This window comes from Polyangiaceae bacterium (assembly GCA_016715885.1).
In the GTDB taxonomy this organism is placed as follows: Bacteria; Myxococcota_A; Polyangia; order Polyangiales; family Polyangiaceae; genus Polyangium.
In genome coordinates this window covers 1,276,079-1,295,617 of record JADJXL010000020.1, presented here as the reverse complement: position 1 = coordinate 1,295,617, position 19,539 = coordinate 1,276,079, and the positions used below count along the sequence as shown (strand labels likewise).

General features: G+C 59.1%; 12 protein-coding genes and 2 pseudogenes. 3 read left to right on the top strand and 11 right to left on the bottom strand.

Annotated elements, in window-relative coordinates; all coding sequences use genetic code 11:
- Positions 1-111: 111 nt before the first annotated feature.
- From IPM54_30620 to IPM54_30575, 10 genes and pseudogenes are all read right to left on the bottom strand, one after another.
- Positions 112-672, bottom strand: a complete 561-nt coding sequence (locus tag IPM54_30620; protein MBK9264141.1) for a hypothetical protein — start codon at positions 670-672, stop codon at positions 112-114.
- Between the two features lie 328 nt (positions 673-1,000).
- A complete protein-coding gene (locus tag IPM54_30615; GenBank protein MBK9264140.1) occupies positions 1,001-1,237 on the bottom strand; it encodes a hypothetical protein in 237 nt (78 codons plus the stop codon).
- A 684-nt stretch (positions 1,238-1,921) separates the two neighbouring features.
- Positions 1,922-3,425: pseudogene (locus IPM54_30610) on the bottom strand (fucose isomerase).
- A gap of 50 nt (positions 3,426-3,475) precedes the next feature.
- Positions 3,476-4,704 (bottom strand): annotated as a pseudogene (locus IPM54_30605) (aspartate kinase).
- 183 nt (positions 4,705-4,887) lie between these two features.
- The gene (locus IPM54_30600) at positions 4,888-5,610 is read right to left on the bottom strand and encodes a hypothetical protein (protein ID MBK9264139.1); all 723 of its coding nucleotides are present in this window, start codon (positions 5,608-5,610) and stop codon (positions 4,888-4,890) included.
- 500 nt (positions 5,611-6,110) lie between these two features.
- Entirely contained in the window at positions 6,111-7,463 is a 1,353-nt protein-coding gene (locus tag IPM54_30595; protein ID MBK9264138.1) for a fused MFS/spermidine synthase, read from the bottom strand.
- A 205-nt stretch (positions 7,464-7,668) separates the two neighbouring features.
- A complete protein-coding gene (locus tag IPM54_30590) occupies positions 7,669-9,813 on the bottom strand; it encodes a GMC family oxidoreductase (GenBank protein MBK9264137.1) in 2,145 nt (714 codons plus the stop codon).
- Positions 9,810-10,133: a hypothetical protein gene (locus IPM54_30585; protein ID MBK9264136.1), complete on the bottom strand. Its 324-nt coding sequence runs from the start codon at positions 10,131-10,133 to the stop codon at positions 9,810-9,812. Before IPM54_30585 ends, IPM54_30590 begins: the two co-directional genes overlap by 4 nt.
- A gap of 67 nt (positions 10,134-10,200) precedes the next feature.
- Positions 10,201-10,515, bottom strand: coding sequence for a hypothetical protein (locus IPM54_30580; GenBank protein MBK9264135.1), 315 nt, complete (start codon positions 10,513-10,515; stop codon positions 10,201-10,203).
- A 144-nt stretch (positions 10,516-10,659) separates the two neighbouring features.
- Positions 10,660-11,007 carry a DUF2934 domain-containing protein gene (locus IPM54_30575; protein ID MBK9264134.1) on the bottom strand — a complete coding sequence of 116 codons (348 nt, stop codon included), beginning with the start codon at positions 11,005-11,007 and terminating at the stop codon, positions 10,660-10,662.
- Between the two features lie 338 nt (positions 11,008-11,345).
- On the opposite strand from IPM54_30575, the gene IPM54_30570 reads away from it, so the two are divergent.
- The 3 genes from IPM54_30570 to IPM54_30560 are packed head-to-tail and all read left to right on the top strand — an operon-like array spanning position 11,346 to position 17,027.
- On the top strand, positions 11,346-12,074 hold the full coding sequence (locus tag IPM54_30570; GenBank protein MBK9264133.1) for a recombinase A: 729 nt from the start codon (positions 11,346-11,348) through the stop codon (positions 12,072-12,074).
- Between the two features lie 49 nt (positions 12,075-12,123).
- Positions 12,124-13,845 carry a DNA polymerase Y family protein gene (locus tag IPM54_30565; GenBank protein MBK9264132.1) on the top strand — a complete coding sequence of 574 codons (1,722 nt, stop codon included), beginning with the start codon at positions 12,124-12,126 and terminating at the stop codon, positions 13,843-13,845.
- Positions 13,842-17,027, top strand: coding sequence for an error-prone DNA polymerase (locus IPM54_30560; GenBank protein MBK9264131.1), 3,186 nt, complete (start codon positions 13,842-13,844; stop codon positions 17,025-17,027). Before IPM54_30565 ends, IPM54_30560 begins: the two co-directional genes overlap by 4 nt.
- 13 nt (positions 17,028-17,040) lie before the next feature.
- Here IPM54_30560 and IPM54_30555 read toward each other — a convergent pair whose 3' ends face one another.
- A complete protein-coding gene (locus tag IPM54_30555; protein ID MBK9264130.1) occupies positions 17,041-19,005 on the bottom strand; it encodes a putative DNA binding domain-containing protein in 1,965 nt (654 codons plus the stop codon).
- Between the last annotated feature and the right edge of the window lie 534 nt (positions 19,006-19,539).

Below are 19,539 nucleotides of genomic sequence, written 5' to 3'. Positions count from 1 at the left end.
CTCCCTCGCCGCCTTCGGCGGCTCAACCAGGGCCCCGCCCCGCCGAGCAAACAGCTCTCGCTGTCCGATTTGGTAGAGTAGGACTAGGTGACTCGAGCTTCGGAATCCAATTCAGCACCCCGGAGCGCTTGGACACGTGCCCGTGCGCGGCGTGGCACTTGCAGCACCGATGGCGCACCAGGAAGGCATTGATTCGGGCCATGTGGTTGCATAGGGCGATTGCCCGGCTTTCAGCCAATACGGATGATCCAGGACGAATTGCCACATGGGCGCGTACGTGGACAAACCGGGCTGTGCGTCGAGCGGCGGTTCGGCATGTCCGCAGTTGTGGATACATTCGACGAAGAAATGCCCGCGACTTTCCAGATTCTGTTCGAGGTCTTTCGACGTTTGCTCGAAATTCATGACGCCGGAAACAGTTGTCCGTGGGACCACCCACAGAACGATGGCGGGCATTCGGTGTTCGGGATTAAAGGGTTTGATGAGGCTACCGCCCGTGCCACCGGAAAGCCTCACGATGGAGGAAAGGTAATCGCCGCGGAACCCGGCAAGCTGCCCCGTGAACAACGCTCCGGCGCTCACGCCCGCGCTGGCGACGCATTCCTTGTTGACGTTGAATTGTTCGGATACGCACGCGAGCATGTCGTCGAAAAAGACGAATTCCTCGTCCATGCGGGCTTGCGATGCGATGACCTCGAACGGCCACTTGAACGTGTCGCCCTTCGATTCGGGAATGACGGCAATGAAGCGTTGCGTGTCGGCGCGCCAATTGAGTTGGCCCTTCTCGAAAAAGTCATCGGCGCTCCCACCCAGCCAATGCCACAGAAAAGCACCGGGAATCGTTCGTCGGCTTTGGGGTTGGCTGGTAAAACCAGTCGAAAGTCCTCATTGCGCTGCCGCTTTGGAACAGATTGTGTCCGTCGACGAGCGTTGGGCATGCGCCTCCGTGTATTTTTTTTCGGTTCCGGGCGCGAGAACGGCGCCGGCCGGCGGCGTATCGTTACACGATGCAAAATATCGGCTCGATGACCGATCCTCCTTGACCCGAGCTGGAACTGCTGGCAGTGCCAGCGCCCCCGTGCCAGCTCCGCCATTGCCTCCTGCACCGGCGTCTCCCGAGCTGCTGCTGCTGCTTTGCAGCCGAGCTGGTCGACGCGGTCGACGCAGGATCGCTGCTGCACCCGTAAATCAATGCGATGGTGGCCGTCAGCGAAAGAAAGATTGCACCGTGCTTCATCGTGCGTACCTCCATCAATGCGTATACACCCAATCGATGTTCGCTTCAATCACGGAATGAGTGTTTGATGGGAATGGGAAGCGGGGAAGAAAGGAGGTTGAAAGGTTGTGTCTCGACGCAGTGCGTGCTTTACTGCGGGAGAGATGCGAGTGATGAAGGCGCTCAGCGCCGTACTGCTTGTCGTAACTCTTGGGGCAAGTGCTGTTCTTGGATGCGTACCGACGATGACAACTCTTTGGAGGAGCGTTGTGATCGCCGTGCGTTTGCGTGCGTGAATAGTTGCTACAAGGCGGGCCAGGGCGCCGCGTGCCGTGTCTGCTGCCAGGAAGCTGGCAAATCGTGCAAGAAGAATGAGAGTTTCGCGTTCTACTCCTGCCCGGACAAAGACGACCGATGATGTTGAAGTTGTCAGCCTTCGTTGCGCTGGGTCTCATCCTGGCCTTACGACCGGGATGTGGCCCATACAAACCAGAGAAGGCAGAGAAACGGGAAGCGCAAAAGCTACCTCCCCATTGCCTCGATGGGTCGGACCCGTGTTACGTTGGGTGCATCGAGCGCCAAGAGGGGCAGCCGTGTGGCACCTGCTGCTTTGAACAGATGATCCTCTGTGATGAAGGCCAGGCGTACGATTTCAAGAAATGTGAAACGGCGGCGCGAGATGCGAAAGGGCATTGACCTGAGACATCACTGTCCCAGCACCCGCACGCGGAAGCCCAGCTCCAGCGACAACGCCACCATTTCATCAAAAAATGTCACCGTACGCCACGGCCACGTGATTCGACAAGTAATGCGCCATCAGCGTATCGCGCCCAATTCCATGTCCGCCGCCATGAACGGCCACTGACGCGTCGTGCCTTCCCACCACGCATCCCGCACCTCGGGCGGCAACTTCACCACTTCACCCTTCCCAATATCCATCCATAGCACGCCTTGCTTGATGTATGCCCGTGCCCACGTCATCTTGCCAGGCAAACTCCGCCCGCAAACGTCCCTCCAGGCTGCGGGAAATACATCGACGGCTGCCGATACGAATGCACGCCGCGCAATGTATCCGGATCGTGATTGAATGCGTATGCGCCGCACGAGCCCGAATTCAGAAGCACCCACAAAGCGCCCGTCGTGCTCCGCGCCCCAACGAACATCGTGAAACATCACCGCTTCGTGCAAGCCTTTTTCACGTAGCAGGCGCTTCATCATCTCCATCGGCACCGCATTGCCTTGGTCCGCTTCGGTCGAACAAACGATAGGCGCCCCGACGATTCCGGACGGCACGCCGAATTCAAAAGCCCCTCGGCAAAGTCGCTCGGGGCCCGCAATGGCACGAGGCCCAATTGGTATTGCCAACCAATACAATCGGCCTTGAATTCGTTGGACCAAGTCGAGCACCACGAGGTAATCGCGAAGCTGCTCCCGCGTCGCCCGCTCGTCGAAGTCTTCGGCGTCCTTTTCGCCCCAATGAAACGTGACGCCACGATCCTTGACGAATCGAAATGCGTCTTCGATGCGCGCATCCGCAATCCTGCGTCCGCGATCGATGATCCAAGCCTGATCGATCTTGTGCTCGGTAAAACCATGCTTGTTGAGCAGCCGCGGCCCGAAGTAACCATTGATCATCCCCATCGACGTGTCGCCCAGCATCAAAAGCAGAACGCGGCGACGCCGGATCCCTTCGGCCACTTTGCGTGCCCGAGCCGACGCTTCCGCAGAAACAGGCGCGTGGTACGCGATATCGTTTTCAGGCCAAACGATTTTCCCCGTCTGACACCATTCCGACAAACGCTCCATGAACGCGCCATCCGTCGTCCAATCGTCCACGTCGGTCCAAATGCGCAAAAGGTCGGTCCACACTTTCGAGACGCGCCCGTATTGAGCAGCCCCACGAGCCCCGGGAATCGGCCGAAAAGTTTGATGCCAAAAGAAGCGGATTGTCTTTCCCAACCACACCGTCCGTCGTATGCGGCCCGTAAAACCAATGCACGCACACGCCAATCATCGGATCGTCGATGGGCCCGAGCTTCTCGATCGACTCCGTGCGGCTTTGCCAAAAACCTTCGACCCGGTACGGTTCGCGCCCGAGCTTGCGCAGCGCCCGCTCGAGTTGATCGGTCGCACGCGTGATGCTCGGAATGGCAACCTCGTTGGGCTTCGTCCGCGCGTCACCAGGCCAAAACAATGCAATCTTCTTCATCGAACGATTCCTCCGCCGTCGTCAACAACCATCATGCATTCGAGCCGGCGTCAAGAGCGCTCGAACAACCGCTCGTGCAAAACCCCGACCGCTCGGCCAATGTCCGCATCGGCAATGAGCATCGTCAGGCTGATGCTCTTCAGCCCGAAACTCGTCATTTCCACGTTGACCCCCGCATCCGCCATCGCTTGCAAGATCGCCGCCCCAATCCCGACGCTCGTCGCCAAACCTTGCCCAACGACGACGAGCAGCGTTTTCCGTCTTCCATCCGCACGTCGCCGAGACGCTTCAAGTCCAAAAGCGCCCGATCGAGCGGCTCGCGCCGATCCGTCGTGAATGACACGCTGACTTCGGACGTGGCAATCATGTCGACGACGACGTCGTGCTTACCGAGCACGTCGAATGCCTCACCAAGAAATCCTGCCGCACCGAGCATCCTGGGCGAGGAAATCGTCACCGCATTTGATGTTCGCGGTATGCGATGCTCGTGGCTGCTTGCTCGCGCGCTGGCGTCACATGATGAATCACCGTTCCCGGATGTTCCGGCCGATTGGTATTGAGCACCCGCACGGGAATGTTTTTCTCCATCGCCGGCACGAGCGTCGACGGATGCAGCACGCGACTGCCGAAATACGCAAGCTCCGCGGCCTCGTCGAAGTGCATTGCGGCAATCGACCGAGCTCGAGGAACGAAACGCGGATCCGCCGTCATCACGCCGTCGGTATCCGACCAAATCTCGACTTCTTCCGCGGCAATGGCTGCGCCAATCAGCGTTGCCGTCAGGTCGCTGCCATTGCGACCAATCGTGGTGATGTCACCCGCTTGCGTTTGGCCAACGAAACCCGTCACGATCGGCACGACACCTTTCGGCACGCGTTCGGCGCAAAGACGCTTCATCGCGTCGCCATACCCAGGAACGGGCCGCGCTGCGCCAAAGTTATCGTCCGTGACAAACCCGAGCTCCCATGCATCGAAGGCTCGTGATGGAAAACCTTGACGCGTGAAAAAGTCGGCAATGACGCGCACGGCCATGCGCTCGCCGAAGCTTGCTGCATAATCGAGGCTCCGGGGGCTGGATTCCCGCACGAGCGACAGACCACGGTACAAGGCGGAGATTTCCTCGAAAAACGGCGCGAGCAGCTCGTCGTTACAGCCCAGCTCCCGAGCAATTTCGGTTTGGCGCTGAATGACCTTTCGCGCGCGTGCGAACGATGGACAAAACTTTTTCGATTTGTTTGCGATTGGCGACGGAGCTCCCGCCGAACTTCATGACGATCATGGCGCGCGGACGTTAGCGCAAGAGCGCGTCTCGTGCATGGGGTTTTTCGCGGGCAGAAGATCTGCCGCTGCTCTGTCATCACCTTGTAAGCTGCACGGTGAAACCTGCGCGTTGTGAACATCACCAACGCGGCCGGCCGTCTCCTGGCATTTACGTGCGCCGCCTGCAAGTCGAAGTATTTGATCAATTCTTCGTTTCCAGCTCGAGCTTCCGGATCCGTTCGTCGTACTTGTCGTGCCCGCCAAACTCCTTGGCGCGGCGTAGTGCTTCGAGCGCCCCCCGCTTGTCGCCCCATCCAAGCGCGCGACGCCATTCGAGCACCGCCCTTTCTTCGGCCGTGACGTCCGGCGACATCGGAGGCAGCCGATTGTCCGAATACCGATGGAAGTAGAACGAGTTGAGCCTTTCGGCAAGGGCATACGGCGTTGAATACTCGAATGCAGGAAAAAGATCCGTGAGCAGTATTGGAGGTTGGCCGACGGCCGGGTCCGCCAGATATCGTGAAAACTCGTCCTCGGTCGTAAAAACGCTCCGTTCGACGAGATCCAATACCGAATCCAGTTGGTGCTGCGATAGCACCGAGCGAATATGGTCGGAATCATTCAATTTTTTTACGAGAAGCGGGTCGATCGACAGCTCGGATCGCGACGCCAACAAGTAGCCCTGCATTTGCCAGGGATCGGTATACATGTGGACATGCGGGAAGACCGTTCGCAGCGTGTGCACCACCGATCGCACATCCTGGGGAAAAACGTGGTGCACCTGAACCCAAAGCATGAAAATGCCGTCGGGGTGTAGTTTGTCCGAGACCGCCCGGAAAAAGTCGCGGCTGTAAATATTCCCTGCGCCAGCGAAAGCAGCTCCCGTAATTCCAACTGCAATGTAATCGTAGGGCTCGCGTGCCAACTGAATCCAATTGCGTCCGTCGTCGCAACAACCGAAACGCGGGGCGTGTCGTTGAATGCAGCGGCGGAAAATTCCGAAATTGACTGCGTGCACCTTCGATGATGGCGGGACTGTATTCAATCATCTCGATTTTTTTGAATGGCATGGCATGCAGCACGCCAAGCGTGCGGGCAGGGCCCATGCCGACGAGCATTGCGCGTTCGTAATGCTTGATGTAGAGCCCGCCGAGCAGCGCAAAGAGATCTTGGAATTCGCCAGGTTCGCTGTTGCCCTCGTATTTCCCATTCGTTCGCATCGTGCGCTTGCCATTCTTGGCGCGCATCACCGTAATGAAACCGCTTTGCGCGTCTTCACGGATCCATGCAACTTCGCTTTCGCGCGTCGCCTCGGGAGGCTCCCAATAATAATGGCTACCCTGCGTGAGCCGATACGTATCCCACCCTCGGAAGGATACGACGACCGCCAAACATGCCGCAGCAGCCATTACGATGGCCCAGCGTTCAGTGCGAGAAGGCGTTCGTCCTGTATGCGAATTCAGCCCGGAAATGAATGCAGCCGCAGCAAGACCAACCGCGAGCACTGCACCAAATGATAGAATGCGATCCGACGGAAATCGTCCGAGAAGCACGAATCCGCAGGTGAGTGATCCGGTAATCGTGCCGAGCGTATTCGATGCAAAAACGACCCACCCACGCACCGTGTCGTCCGTCGTCTTCACGCGTGGCAGCAGCGAGCGCCGGAAGTGACATGCCGAGCGCAAGGGTCGTAGGCAAAAGGAGCACGAGACAAAACGCGAGACGAACTGCTTCACGCGCGAAAAAATGGCCGGGTTCCTCGAGGGATGGCGTGAAATCGATGATGCTCGAAAATTCGTCCCATCCGCCGAGCGAAAAGGCGACTCCAAACGCGGCGAGCATCATGGCCCAAACGAAAATGGATGCCGAGGGCAGGCGCGTTTTTCTCGCAACGAACGGAAGGAGCAGGCTACCGAGTCCTATGCCGAGCAAAATGGAGAAAAGCATCAGCGCAAACGCATAGGTCGTCACGCCAATGACTGTGCCGATCAAATGAAACCACACCACTTCGAGCACGAATGCGAGCGCTCCCTGCGCGAATGCGAGCCCGAGCGCCACGCGCGGCCGCAACGTCCAGGTGCTGGGCATTGCGTCCGCGGCCGTGTCGGAAGAAGATGCGGTATTTACGGCATCTCGCGGAATTGGTCCAATGCGTCGCGAAAGGACCACGCTGATCAATGCAACGACGAAGTTTACTGCGGCGCATGCGTAAAGTGCTCCGTCGAGGCCGATTGCGGGAACGACCGCGTAACTTGCCAAGAGAACGCCTGATGCGGCTCCGAGCGTATTGACGGCATAGAGAAGCGGAAGGTTTTTTCGATCGCCTGGCCACGCCGAAATGCAGCCAAAAGCGTCGGAAGTGTCCCCCATCATGAGCGTTGGTGCGAATACGAGGGCAAACGAAAGGACAAACCGAACTGCGGTGAGCGACACGGGTGCGTCCGCGAGCGGAGCTGCGAGCGATATGCCAAGGCGCTGAAACGGTCCAAACACCAGCGGCAGAAGGGCATAAAAAACGCCGACGGCAAATTCGAGAATCGCGTAAGCCAGCACGGGGCGCGCCCGCTCGTGCGCCCGGCGGCCGAATAACCAAGCGCCAGCAGAAAGCCCCGCCATGTATGCCGCAAGCACGGTCGACGTCGACAGATGACTCGAACCGAAAACATAGGTGAGGAGCTTGTTCAGCACGACCTCGGCTGTGAGCGCCGTCGCACCTGAAAGAAAAAACAAGAGCGATACGACAGCGATCGTGCGACGGTCCGGTTGAGCGTTCGTCATGGATATCGTGATGGATCGAGGGGACGCGCGCACGCTAGGGCGAACGCGCGCCGCCTGTCAAGCAGCCTGTATATCAATGAGCGGTAGCAGAGCTGATGCGAAGACAAATGTGGTTTGTCTTGCGTGTTCCGCTTGCGATCGATGTTGTCGATGGCGCCGTCAAAGCAATACTCGGCTTCGTATTGCGGTTCGTCGCAGCCGCTCGTCACGCCTCGTCCGGCCGCGGTACGACCTCGTCGAGCGGCCCTTCATCACGAAGCGCCCAATAAAGCGGCATGGGCACGAACTTGCCTCCCACCCGAAAAACTTCCCAACCAAGCAAAAGATCCTGGCTACCAACGTTTACCGCCACGAGCGGCGTGAAACCCAAACGCGCCAAATCGAAGAATGGATTGCCCACGGTTCCATAATCGAGGTAATGCGTGCCGCGATAATCGCCAGGGAATTCGATGCCGTCCGTTTTACGAACGATGTAATGCCCAAACGTAATGCTTTTGCCCTTGCGATTACGCATCGGGATCCGCGCCCCGTTCACTCCATGCTGCTCCATGCGCACGTTCCATCCGCGCACATCTCCCGTCGATTCATCACGCGTGAACGTTTTTCGGAACGTATGCCAAAGGATCTTGCGCGCAATGTCGGGCAAACTCAGGTCCACCCCAAGGTATGCCCTTCCAGCGAGCTTTTCCGGTTCGAGCGGGTGACCATGCAAAAGCACTTCGTGAAGCGCTTTCGCATCCATCGCCATCAAGTCCTCCAGCGTCAGCTCGGCACGTCGAGTCGTCATGGGCTTCTCTTTATCATGTTGTTTCGGTGCTGGATCCACTTTTTGCCCTCTACCGGTCGCCTTTGCCACGTCGACTCCTACCGCGGCGCGAGCGGCAAGCGTCGCGATGGCCATGATGGGGATTTGTGGATTGACGCCGATATTCGACGGAAATACGCTCGAATCTGCAATGTAGAGTCCTTCGAGCGCCACGTGGCGGAAATCCGTACGCACGACCGATGTTTCCGGATCGCTGCCCATGACGCACGTGCCGAACATGTGCGTGATTGCAGCAGTAAATGCCGCAGGGTTCGTCGGGCCCGCTTTTTCGAGCTCGATCAAGTCCGCAATGGTCGACGTGCGCGGCTTGAATCCTCGTACGCCGGGTGAAACGTGATCGGCACCCGCTGCGAGCATCATCTCGCCAAGCACGCGCAAACCCCGACGAAAAAGCGCTACGTCGCGCGGCGTCGGTGTATAGAAAACCTGCGCCTTTCCCGCGACCACGCGCACGCGCCCTCGAGCCTCCGCGCGCACCGCTGCGCCCCAATCGACCACATGCGCCATGTCCGCGATTTCCTTCGCAAAATCGCGCCCCACGCCCCCGAGACGCCCCGCCATCACGGCGAGGCCAAAACCAAGTGCCTCGAACTTCAGCCCCTCGCGGCGCAAACCAATCACTTCGTGGCCTTGCGTCGCGCCTTCCCACATCCGCACGGGCTCGGGAAAACGCCCCGCCATCGAAACGCCCGGGTGACACGAAAACCCGTGCCCAACCGGGCCGTGATCGATACGATTCTTCAATAAAATCGCAGGCGTTTGCACGGCGCTCGCCGCCAATATCACCGCGCGCCGAGCTCCGATGCGCACCGTTTTACCGCTCGCGCTCATTCCTCGCACACCAACGACGCGATCGCGGAGGCGCTCGATCTCGGTGACCTCGACCGAAGTGACGACCATTGCGCCATGTGATTCCGCATCGGAAAGCAATGTGGCATCGACCGATAGTTTGTTCCCTTTCGGGCAACCTTGCATGCAGCGCCCGAGCCCCTCGCAATCGGAAACGTTGCGACGAATCGGCCGATGCTCGATGCCCAGCGCTTCGGCACCTTTGGCCATCAGGAGGTTTTTGGTGCCTGCAATGCGCGCCTCGGTTGGTTTGACGTTCAGGCGTGATTCGAGCTCGAGGGTGATGGCTTCGATTTTTTCGTAGGGCAATGCATCTGCCAAAGCCGGATCGGCTTGGATCCATTCGGCATGAACGTCGCGCGGCATTCGCCAACAAATCGCGCCATTGATGGGGCTCGAACCGCCGACCATTTTGCCTTGCACGAACGGAATGGGTGCAGGACCGAGCACCACCGACGCGCCCATGTCGCGATAAGCGGCTGCCATCGAGGCGAACGAGGATTCTGGGAATTCGCTCTTATCGAAAAAACGCCCCTCTTCGACGACGATGACGCGAGCGCCAAGCCGAGCAGCTTCACGCGCAGCGGCGGATCCCGCAGGACCACTGCCGACGATGACGACGTCCGCTTCGATATCGAGCGGCACGTGCAATGTTCGTCCATCGACGCGATTCATGCGCGACCTCGAATGGTGGCTTCCACGTGCGGGTCGTCGAAATACGCGAATGCGGCGACGACCTTCACGATATCGAGCAGCGGAGCCATGCCGGGCATGTTCGCAGCTCGCACGAGGAACGCATTGCGTGCATCGTCATCGAGCGACGCGAGCGTGTGGCGATATCCAAGCGCAATGGGCAACATCCCGGCAATGACGACCGTGGCCGTGTGGAATGCCAGGCGCAGGTGAATGGGCGCGGCAGCTTCGAATCGAGGCCAAAAGGCGGACAGATCGAGGTCACCTGCGGCGGGCAAACCTCCGCCGGGCGAAGGAAGCATTGCGGCGATGAGCGCGTCGCGGAGAGTATGATGGTGAGTGGAGGAAGGAGGGGACACGTCGAGCGAATTACAGTCCCATCTCGGCCATTGCATACGTGGACTTGTAGCCCATGGCCACGGCTTGTTTCACCGCGTAGTAAACTCGCTCTTCATGGTGCGTTCGCCACCATGCCTGAACGGCCTGGCTGCAAAGCCAAGCGACGCCGGGCACCCCACCCGTCGGACGCGGGACCAAGTGCATCGCCCTCGACCCCTCGACCACTTTCATCATCATCTCGGCCACGACTTTGGCGAGCTCTTCGGTCACCTGTGCAGGTGCTTGTCCGTAGAACCACCTTCCTACGGCCCGAACGTATTCCTGTTCTTCATGCGTCAATGCCATGGAAACCTCCTGCCTCTCATGAACGACTCATCATTGCGGTTCTTACGCTTGCGATCAAGAGGAATGTCGCCGGCTCGGTCAGGATGGCCATTTGGGTGGAATTCGGCCCAGGAATCAGATTCGTCGTGGCAAACCGATCTTTCGTCAGATCGAGTCCCCGGCCCCAATCATCGCGTCCACTTCACGTTCCGCCAAGAGCCAGTCCTCGACCGGGTTCGTTTTTCCAAACCCTGCCTGCTGCGCTCGGAAATACGCCGCAAGTGCAATGAGCCGCTGTCGCTCGTCATTCGTGATCGTGCGTCGCTCCACATTTGCGGGAGCAGGCAAGATCGAGTCATCTGACTGAGCCGTCGCCGGTGTTCTCTCCACCGCTTCATCCAGCATCAATTCCGAACCGGCCAGCGCTTCGGTCGCCTCCATCACAACGCTCTTCTTCTCCTTCTTGTTCAGGGAGACGTTCTTCTTGTCGGCCTTTTTACCTTTCGTTTTCATGACGTACCTTTCTCTTTCGTAGGAGGGAGAAGCTCGTGTTTTTCCGGCGCTTGCGGGGGGGGCCCCACTGTTCGAACCCGCGGAGCGGGCGAGTTCGGGGTCCCGCAAGTGCCGGAAAAGCACGGCTTCTCCCGGGGTTTCATTCAAGTCTGCGCCTCGTAACCCGTCGCAGCACGAACGGCAAAATTTACGACGAGTGAAATTGGTGCATTGTGTCATAGCTCATCCGTCGTGCGTCATGTCCTGGCTTGTTCAGTAGGACAGAGTATGTCCGATGAGTTCATTTTTTACTGGCATCTTTGTTTGCCAGCCGTTCAGTAGCTGTTAATGTGTTCAGTATGAGCTTCGCCTCTGCTGCCACGGCACCTGAACTGGACATCGACGCTCGTCGCCGCGCACTCTTCCAAAGCGCCCTCGTTCGTCCGGGGCTTTCCGGCCTTTCGACCGGACGCGCCAAAGCCTTGCCCCTTGGCTTGCGCCCCGTCGATGCAGCCTTGCCCGAAGGCGGTTTGCCCCGGGGAGTCGTCGTGGAGCTCTCCGCGCCGCAAGGTCTTGCCCGTGCAACCACGCTCGCGCTTGCCTTGTGCGCTTCGGCTCAAGCGGATGCTCGGCATCGCGGCGAAAACGATACGCAAGGCGCGTGGTGCGCGTGGCTCGATCCCACCGCAACCCTGTTTGCCCCAGGAGCTCTCCGCGCAGGCGTCGACCTCGAACGACTACTGGTCATCCGTCCAGATTTCGACGACCTCGCACGCGTCGCCGTTCGAGTTGCACAGAGTCACGCCTTCTCCGTCGTCGTGATCGATACGGCAGGCGTGCCCGGATCTCGAGGTGAAACGCGGCTCGATCGCTGGGTCACCATCGTTCGTCGCTTGGCACTCGCCGTCGAAGGCAGCGACACCACCGTCCTGCTCCTCACGGATGCCAACGCTTCACGCGCCATGCCTTTGCCGGCGGCGATGCGCATCGAGCTCGAACGAATCGCGGAAGACAAACTCGGCTTGCGCGTCGCCAAGGATCGCGCGGGTCGAGTGACCGGATCCTGCGCGATCGACCTTGGGCGCTGAACAATTCGGGGACCACGCCAGCCCCCGAATCAAAAGTATGATGAAACCCGTGGTCAGTCGAAGAATCGCAGCAGTCGTGCTCCCGCAGCTCGGCGTCGAGCTCGTGCGCGAACGCGTGCGTGTGGACGGCCCGCTTGCCGTGCTGTTTTCGTACGGTTTGTCTGACTCGCACATTGAAGAAGGACAAACCCGCGATCACGCCACCGCCATCATCGATCTCGTCGATGAAACCGCATGGCATTATGGAGTTCGTCCGGGCCAAGGCGTCGTCGAAGCTCAAGCAACCCTCGCGGGCCTTCAGATCCACACCGTTTCCATCGACGAAATGTTCGCCGCGCTCGGTCGAGTCGCCGAGGTTTGTCTCAGTCTCGGCACCACCGCCGCGATTCGTTTGCACCCTGAACAACCCGGAGAATCCGAACGCGTCAAACGGCAAACCGTGCACGACACCGTTTGGCTCGACATCACGGGTGCTGCGCATCTCTTCGGCGGCGAACAAGAACTCCTCGACGAACTGTGTGAACGCGTCGCGGCCCTCGGACATCGAGCGCAAGCTGCGATCGCCAGTGGCCCTCGCATCGCCCAAGCCCTCGCACGGTTTGCCCTCAACCCTTCGCTCACCACCGCTACGTCACTCACCGTGCAACGTCGCCCGCATCCCACGGTCATCGCCAAAGATGCACCCAACGTGCTCAGCACCTTGCCCATCTCGGTCCTCCCGCTCGATCCCGACACGACCGGGTTTTTCCTTCGTCTCGGCATCTTCAACGTCGGTGCCTTGGGCAAACTCCCGCGTGCCGAGCTTGCCCCGCGTCTCGGCTTCCGAGCGCCCGAAGTGCTGGATCTCGCCGCCGGTTACGACCCTTTGCCGCTCGTTCCGTATGAACCGCCGCGCGTCCTCGTCGAGCAAACCAATTTCGACGATAGCATCACCAGCGTCGAACCTCTGCTCTTCGTCCTGCGATCCATGACATCGCGCCTCGCGTCGCGTTTGGAAGCTCGCGGCGAAGCTTGCCAAGCCCTCACGCTTCACATTCCGCTCGACAAGTCCATCGTGCGTCTTCGCGCGCCAACTGGCATCGATCAAGACGACCCCATGCTCACGCTCGACATCGACATGCCCGCGCCGCTTTCGAATGCGAGCGACCTGCATCGAGCGCTACGGACCAAGCTCGAAAAAACAGCGCTCGTGGCCCCTGCGATCGGCCTGCGCTTGGAAGTGTCGCAAATCGTCGAGGCCCATCGCATCCAGATCGATCTCTCGCGCGACAAGGCCGTTCGTCCTGACGCACTTCCCACGCTCTTGGCCGAGCTCTCCGCCGACATTGGTCAAGATCGCGTCGGTGTCCTCGAAGTCGCCCAAGCCCATCGTCCCGAAGCGCGCTCCAAGTTCGTTCCTTTGGTCGATCACGACCCGAAAAAGGCGCAGCAACCTCCGCCAAACGACTTCGACGAAACCGCTGTCCCCGAGCCGACGCGTCTGTTTGCGACGCCCTTGCCGCTCGGCCGCATTACAAAAGGCGCCGTCGTGGCCGTCGAGGGGCGGATGTATGTCGTCGAACACGTCCGATTTGCCATGCGTCTCGATGGGGTCGAGTGGTGGACGAAGGATCCCGCGTCGCGCGATTATGGCATCGCGTGGTTCGTAGCGGGTCCTGGGACCAGCTCGGCGAATTCCGGAAAAGGCGGCACGCAACCTGCGCGAACGCTTGCGTGGGTGTATGTCGATCGCGCCACGGGTGAAGGGTATTTGCAAGGGTATTGTGAATGAGCCGCCGGCCTCGTCAATTTGCCGTCATACCGGGTGGAACCGATGGAGCACCTGAACCTCCGCCTGCGTTTGCCGAGCTTTGTGCGCGTTCGTCGTTTTCATTCCTCGAAGGCGCGTCTCATCCCGAAGAGCTCGTCAAGCGCGCGCACGAGCTTGGATTGTCGGCGATTGCCATTGCGGATCGGGATGGATTGTATGGAGTTGCTCGGGCGCACACGGAAGCCAAGAAGACGGGTCAGCCCTTGATCATTGGTGCGGAGTTGTCGCTCGAAGCAGGGCCGGACAAACGCGCCGATTTGCGATCCAATGGAAGTGTCGTGCTGCTTTGTCAAGATCACGATGGCTATTCGAATCTTTGTCGATTGCTCACGAAGGCGCACACCGATCACGAAAAGGGAAGTGCAGGTATCGACGTTGCCGAGATAGCGTCCGCATCCAACGGGCTTTTTGCCATCGTTCCATTGGCGTCGCGGCTTCATGTCGCCGATGAAATCTTTGGCCCGCTTCGCGAAGCATTTGCCGAACGTGCGTTTTTGGCGGCTTGGCGGCACCTCGATCGCACCGACGCGGCTCGTCAGGACGCCGTGAATTTGGCATCGGCGCGTTATGGAATGGACGTCGTCGCCACCGCTCGCCCCTTGTATCACGTCGCGGGGCGCAAACCATTGGCTGACATTCTTGCGTGCATTCGTCACAAAACCACGCTCGATCAAGCAGGCCCGCTATTATCGCCCAATGCCGAAGCCGTCTTGCGCACGGGCGCATCGATGAAACACCTCTTTCGCGATTATCCCGATTGGATCGCGCGATCCGTCGAAATTGCCGAAGAGTGCAATTTTTCACTGTCCCAAATTCGATATCACTTTCCCAGCGAGGGACTTTGTTTGCCGGACGAAACACCGGACGATGCCTTGCGAAGGCTCGTTTTGATAGGCGCCAAGGATCGTTATCCCGAAGGTTGTCCCAGCGCCGTCATGGCGCAAATCGAAAAAGAGCTCGACCTCATCAAATTGCTCGACGTGGCGCCCTACTTTCTGAGCGTCCACCAAATCGTCTCGATTGCTCGAAGAAGGCGCATCTTGTGTCAAGGCCGCGGAAGCGCAGCGAACAGCGCGGTATGCTTCGTTTTGGGCATCACCGCGGTCGATCCAGCCCGATCCAGTCTGCTTTTCGAGCGGTTTCTGTCACCCGAGCGTCGCGAGCCTCCGGACATCGACGTCGATTTCGAGCACGAGCGACGCGAAGAAGTCATTCAAGAGATTTATGAAATGTACGGTCGTGACCGAGCGGCCATGGTCTCCGAGGTCATTTGTTATCGCGGCAAAAGCGCTTTACGGGAAGTGGGCAAAGTATTTGGCTTGACGACGGATCAGCTCGATAAATTGAGTGGTTTGTCTTTGTATCACGAAGCGGATGCAAGCGAAAAGAAATTGGTGGAGCTTGGATTCGATCCCGGGGATGCTCGATTGCGCAACGTCGTCATGCTTGCGCGGGCGCTCGAAGGCATGCCGCGGCATTTGTCCATTCACGTGGGCGGTTTTGTCTTGTCGGCCGAACCATTGCATCACGTCGCGCCCATCGAACCCGCGCGAATGGTCGGGCGTTCGGTCATTCCGTGGGACAAAGACGACATTGATGATCTTGGTTTTTTCAAGGTCGACATTTTGGCATTGGGAATGCTCACGGCGGTGCGAAAAACGCTCGCCATGGTCCACGAGCGGACGAATCCGGACGTGCCCTTCGACCCCATCGATGCCTTGGCGCGCATTCCTGCCGAAGATCCCGCCGTCTACGAAGCGATTGGTCGAGCGGACACCGTCGGTGTGTTCCAAATTGAAAGTCGCGCGCAGATGTCGATGCTCCCGCGCATGAAGCCCAAAAAGTTTTACGATCTCGTCATTGAAGTGGCCATCGTGCGTCCTGGACCCATTCAAGGCGGCATGGTGCATCCGTATTTGCGTCGTCGCACGGGGCAGGAAGCGCCCATTTCGCCGCATCCTTGTTTGGATGCGATCCTCGCTCGCACCCTGGGCGTCCCGCTTTTTCAAGAGCAGGTCATGCAAATCGCGATGGTTGGCGCAGGATACACGCCGGGCGAAGCGGACCAACTGCGTCGAGACATGGCGGCGTGGAAGAAGCACGGGCGTCTCGAAAGGCATCGTGAAAGGCTTTTGCGCGGGTTTTCTCAGCGCGGCATATCGGCGCGGTTTTCCGAGCAGCTCTTTGCGCAGATTCAAGGGTTTGGTGAATATGGTTTCCCCGAATCACATGCTGCCAGTTTTGCCTTGCTCGTGTATGCATCCGCGTATCTCAAAGTGCATCATCCGGCCGCGTTTTGTTGTGCTCTCTTGAATTCGCAGCCCATGGGGTTTTACAGTCCGTCGTCGCTCGTGCAGGACGCGCAGCGCCACGGCGTGGAAGCTCGTCCGGTATGCGTCACCGTGAGCACGTGGGATCATGCGCTCGAAGCGGACGGCGCCATTCGATTGGGCATGCGACTCATCAAAGGCTTTGGCGCAGGACCGGCGCATGCCATCATGCAGGCGCGGGACGAGGCGCCCTTTACGGGCGTCGCGGACCTCGTGCGGCGAGCGGGCCTGCATAAAAACGAAGTGGAAGCATTGGCGGAAGCGGGAGCGCTCGAGGCGCTCGTGTCGAACAGGCGCGAAGCATTGTGGCGAGCGCGTGCGCCCCGCGTGGATGGGCTCTTCGATGCGCTTCCCATCGAGCCCGAGCGTGACGTGGGTTTGCCGAAATTGCGTCCGGCCGAGCAATTGGTGCTCGATTATGGGCGTCTGGGCTTATCGCTGCAGGATCATCCGATACGGCATTACCGTGCGCGCCTCGATTTGCAGGGAACGCTCACGGCCGAAGCGACGAAAACGGTGGAGCATGGCACGCGCGTGCGAGTGGCGGGCATGGTGATTGGTCGTCAGCGGCCGGCGACGGCCAGTGGCGTCACGTTTTTTACATTGGAAGACGAGACGGGTGTGGTGAACGTGATCGTGCGCAAGACGCTTTTCGACGAGAACTACGCCGTGGCGCGGTATTCGAAGATCATGGCCGTCGAGGGGCGACTCGAGCGGCAGGGGCCGGTGATTCACGTATTGGCGGAGAAGCTCGAGCGGCTGGATGCTCCCGGCAAGCGCGGGGTAGGGACGAAGTCGCGGGATTTTCATTGAGGTGGATCGATGATCAATGACGGCGGCCGCCGGGTCTATAATGAGCCGGTCGCTGCGCGGTTCGACGCAGATTCTGCAAAAACTCGAGATCCCGTTCGATATATTCACGTTCAACTGGGGAAGGCCCATGCTCGAGTGCACGGTGAAGTTCTCGATCTGCTCGGTCTAGGTAGTCCCGGCAAGCATCCCACGCTTGGCGCTTGATTCTGGCGCTTGCCCGATCATTCCGTGCCGTATCGGTGCACACCTTCGCAAGATCGATCAATACTTTTCCACGTAATTCGAGGAGCGATGGGGCCATGGCGAGCGCCGGGTTGGACGTGAAATGATTGTCCAGCACCTGTAGCGCGCGTTCGAATTCTTTTACTTTGCGCAGCGTGATGACCAATTTGCGAATTTCGGCTTCCTGTAACTTGCTGGTCGATGCGGCGTTCAAAAGCTGCGATGCAAGTGCCCGCTGGGCCTCGGTGGGCGCACGAATGGAGGCAAGCGTTTCTCCGAGCACCAATAGCGCGCTGATGTTCAGCTTTTCGGGTTGAACGCCTGCGGCGTGAATGATGTCGAAGACACGTTCAGGCCTTCCCAATAAATTGCTCGCTTCGCACATGAGCTCGATTGCGCGTGTATTGAGCGGGTCTTTTTCGAGGAGCGCGGCGGCACGACGAGAGGCTTCGTCGAAATGCCCAAGTAGCAAGCCACTCTCGATTGCTTTGAGCTCTCTCATTTTCGCATGCCGCGGGTGCGCCGGCAAAATGCAGAGAATGTTTTCTTGCCCGACTTCGAAGATCGGGTCGGGACACCCTTCGTCCCGCATGGTGCGCAAAATCGTAGGAATCCCTTGACCTTCGGCCTGAGCCAACTGCAATCGATTGAAGAAGTAGGCCAGTGCTTGGTTGCGCCAGACAGCAGACGCTTCACCGCGGACGAATTTGCCACGGTCCACTGCGGAGGGTAACGTTCCCGGCGAGTTTATCTCGATGCGATCCGAGAATGCTGTAACACGTGTCGGATGGTCCACCTCATAATCACGGTGCACGATGGCATTGACCACCGCCTCCTGGAGTGCACGTTGGGGGTATTTTAGCAAGTTTGGGGCTGTTCGATCGGCCTTGTCGATAGCCACGTATGCCTCGGTATTCAAAAGGTCGATGAGTTTACGGGCTTGTTCGACGACACCACCGGAAATCATCACTTTTTCAGAATATTGCTCGGTGCGATCGACTCCAGGATAAATAGAAAACACCGAGTGCGCGCCAGGGAAAAACTTCGTCGGCTCTCTGCCGAACAGAAGCAGCGCAAAGTTTCGCGGGCGGAGCATGCCTGTGAGTGGTTCACGGCCGCATAGCGGGGGGACGAATGGCGACAACTGAAATTCAGGAGAAAGATAGTCGTCTACTGAACGTTCCTCGTTCCACATTTTCATTCGCTGCAGATGTTCACGCAATGCCAATAAATCGATGTCCTCCGTGGTGGCTGCCGCATTCATTCGCCGATCCCATGGCTCGAGTACGCGTTTGCGGACAAAGAGTTCCCGTAGAATGCCATTTCGCGCTTCTACCGTATTACGGCTCATTCGCACCCAATACTTGCTTCCATGCGCCGTGCGCAATTGATGCGCGCCTGGACTTGCAGGAACGATGAACACCAAAATTCGGCGCGCAGGCTCATCGGCGGGAACCTCTTCAACGATCGGGACCACCGGTGGATCAACCATGTCGCGGCACAGTGCCAAAACTTTCCCTTCGACCTCCTTTAATCGTGCTGCAGACAAACCATTGCGTATCATGCGCTGAAACCCGTGCTCGTCACGAGCTTCCATCGCTCCGCATACGACATATCCGCCGCCAAGGTTCGAATAATCATTTGCGAAGGCGACAACCGTCTTCACGACATCCTCAATGTCGGCGACGTTTTCTTTCCATTCAACCTGTTCGCTTTCGCGAGTGGCTAGCGCTTGCAGTTCGATCTGGAGAGCCATGGGGAAGTTCGAGGACTCTACTGAAAGGCACGCAAAAAGCAAGCCTGGTGCCAGCCCTTCCACATGCCCTCGAGGTGCGCGAGATGGAGGCTGTCAATCACGGCAAGGATCCACGTCGAGCCCCTCGACCCAGGTCCGACCCCCACCCAAGGCCCACCCGCAGCCCCTCAACCCAGGTCCGACCCCCACCAAAAGTCCACTCGCAGGCCTTCCGTCGCGACTCGACCCTCAGCAGACCCCCTCGTCGAGCCCCTCGACCCAGGTCCGACCCCCATCAAAAGTCCACTCGCAGGCCTTCCGTCGCGACTCGACCCTCAGCAGACCCCCTCGTCGAGGCCCTTCGTCGCGGTTCGACCCCCAAAAGATGCCCACGATGCGCGGTTCGGTCGAGGCTCGACCCCCAGCAAAGGCCCACGTCGAGGCCCTTCGTCGGCGTTCGAGTCGCAACAGAAGCCCACCTCGTGCGCCTCGGTCCGGGTTCGAGTCGCAGAAAAGCCCATTCCCTCATTGTTTCGTTGAGACTTCCCCTCCGAT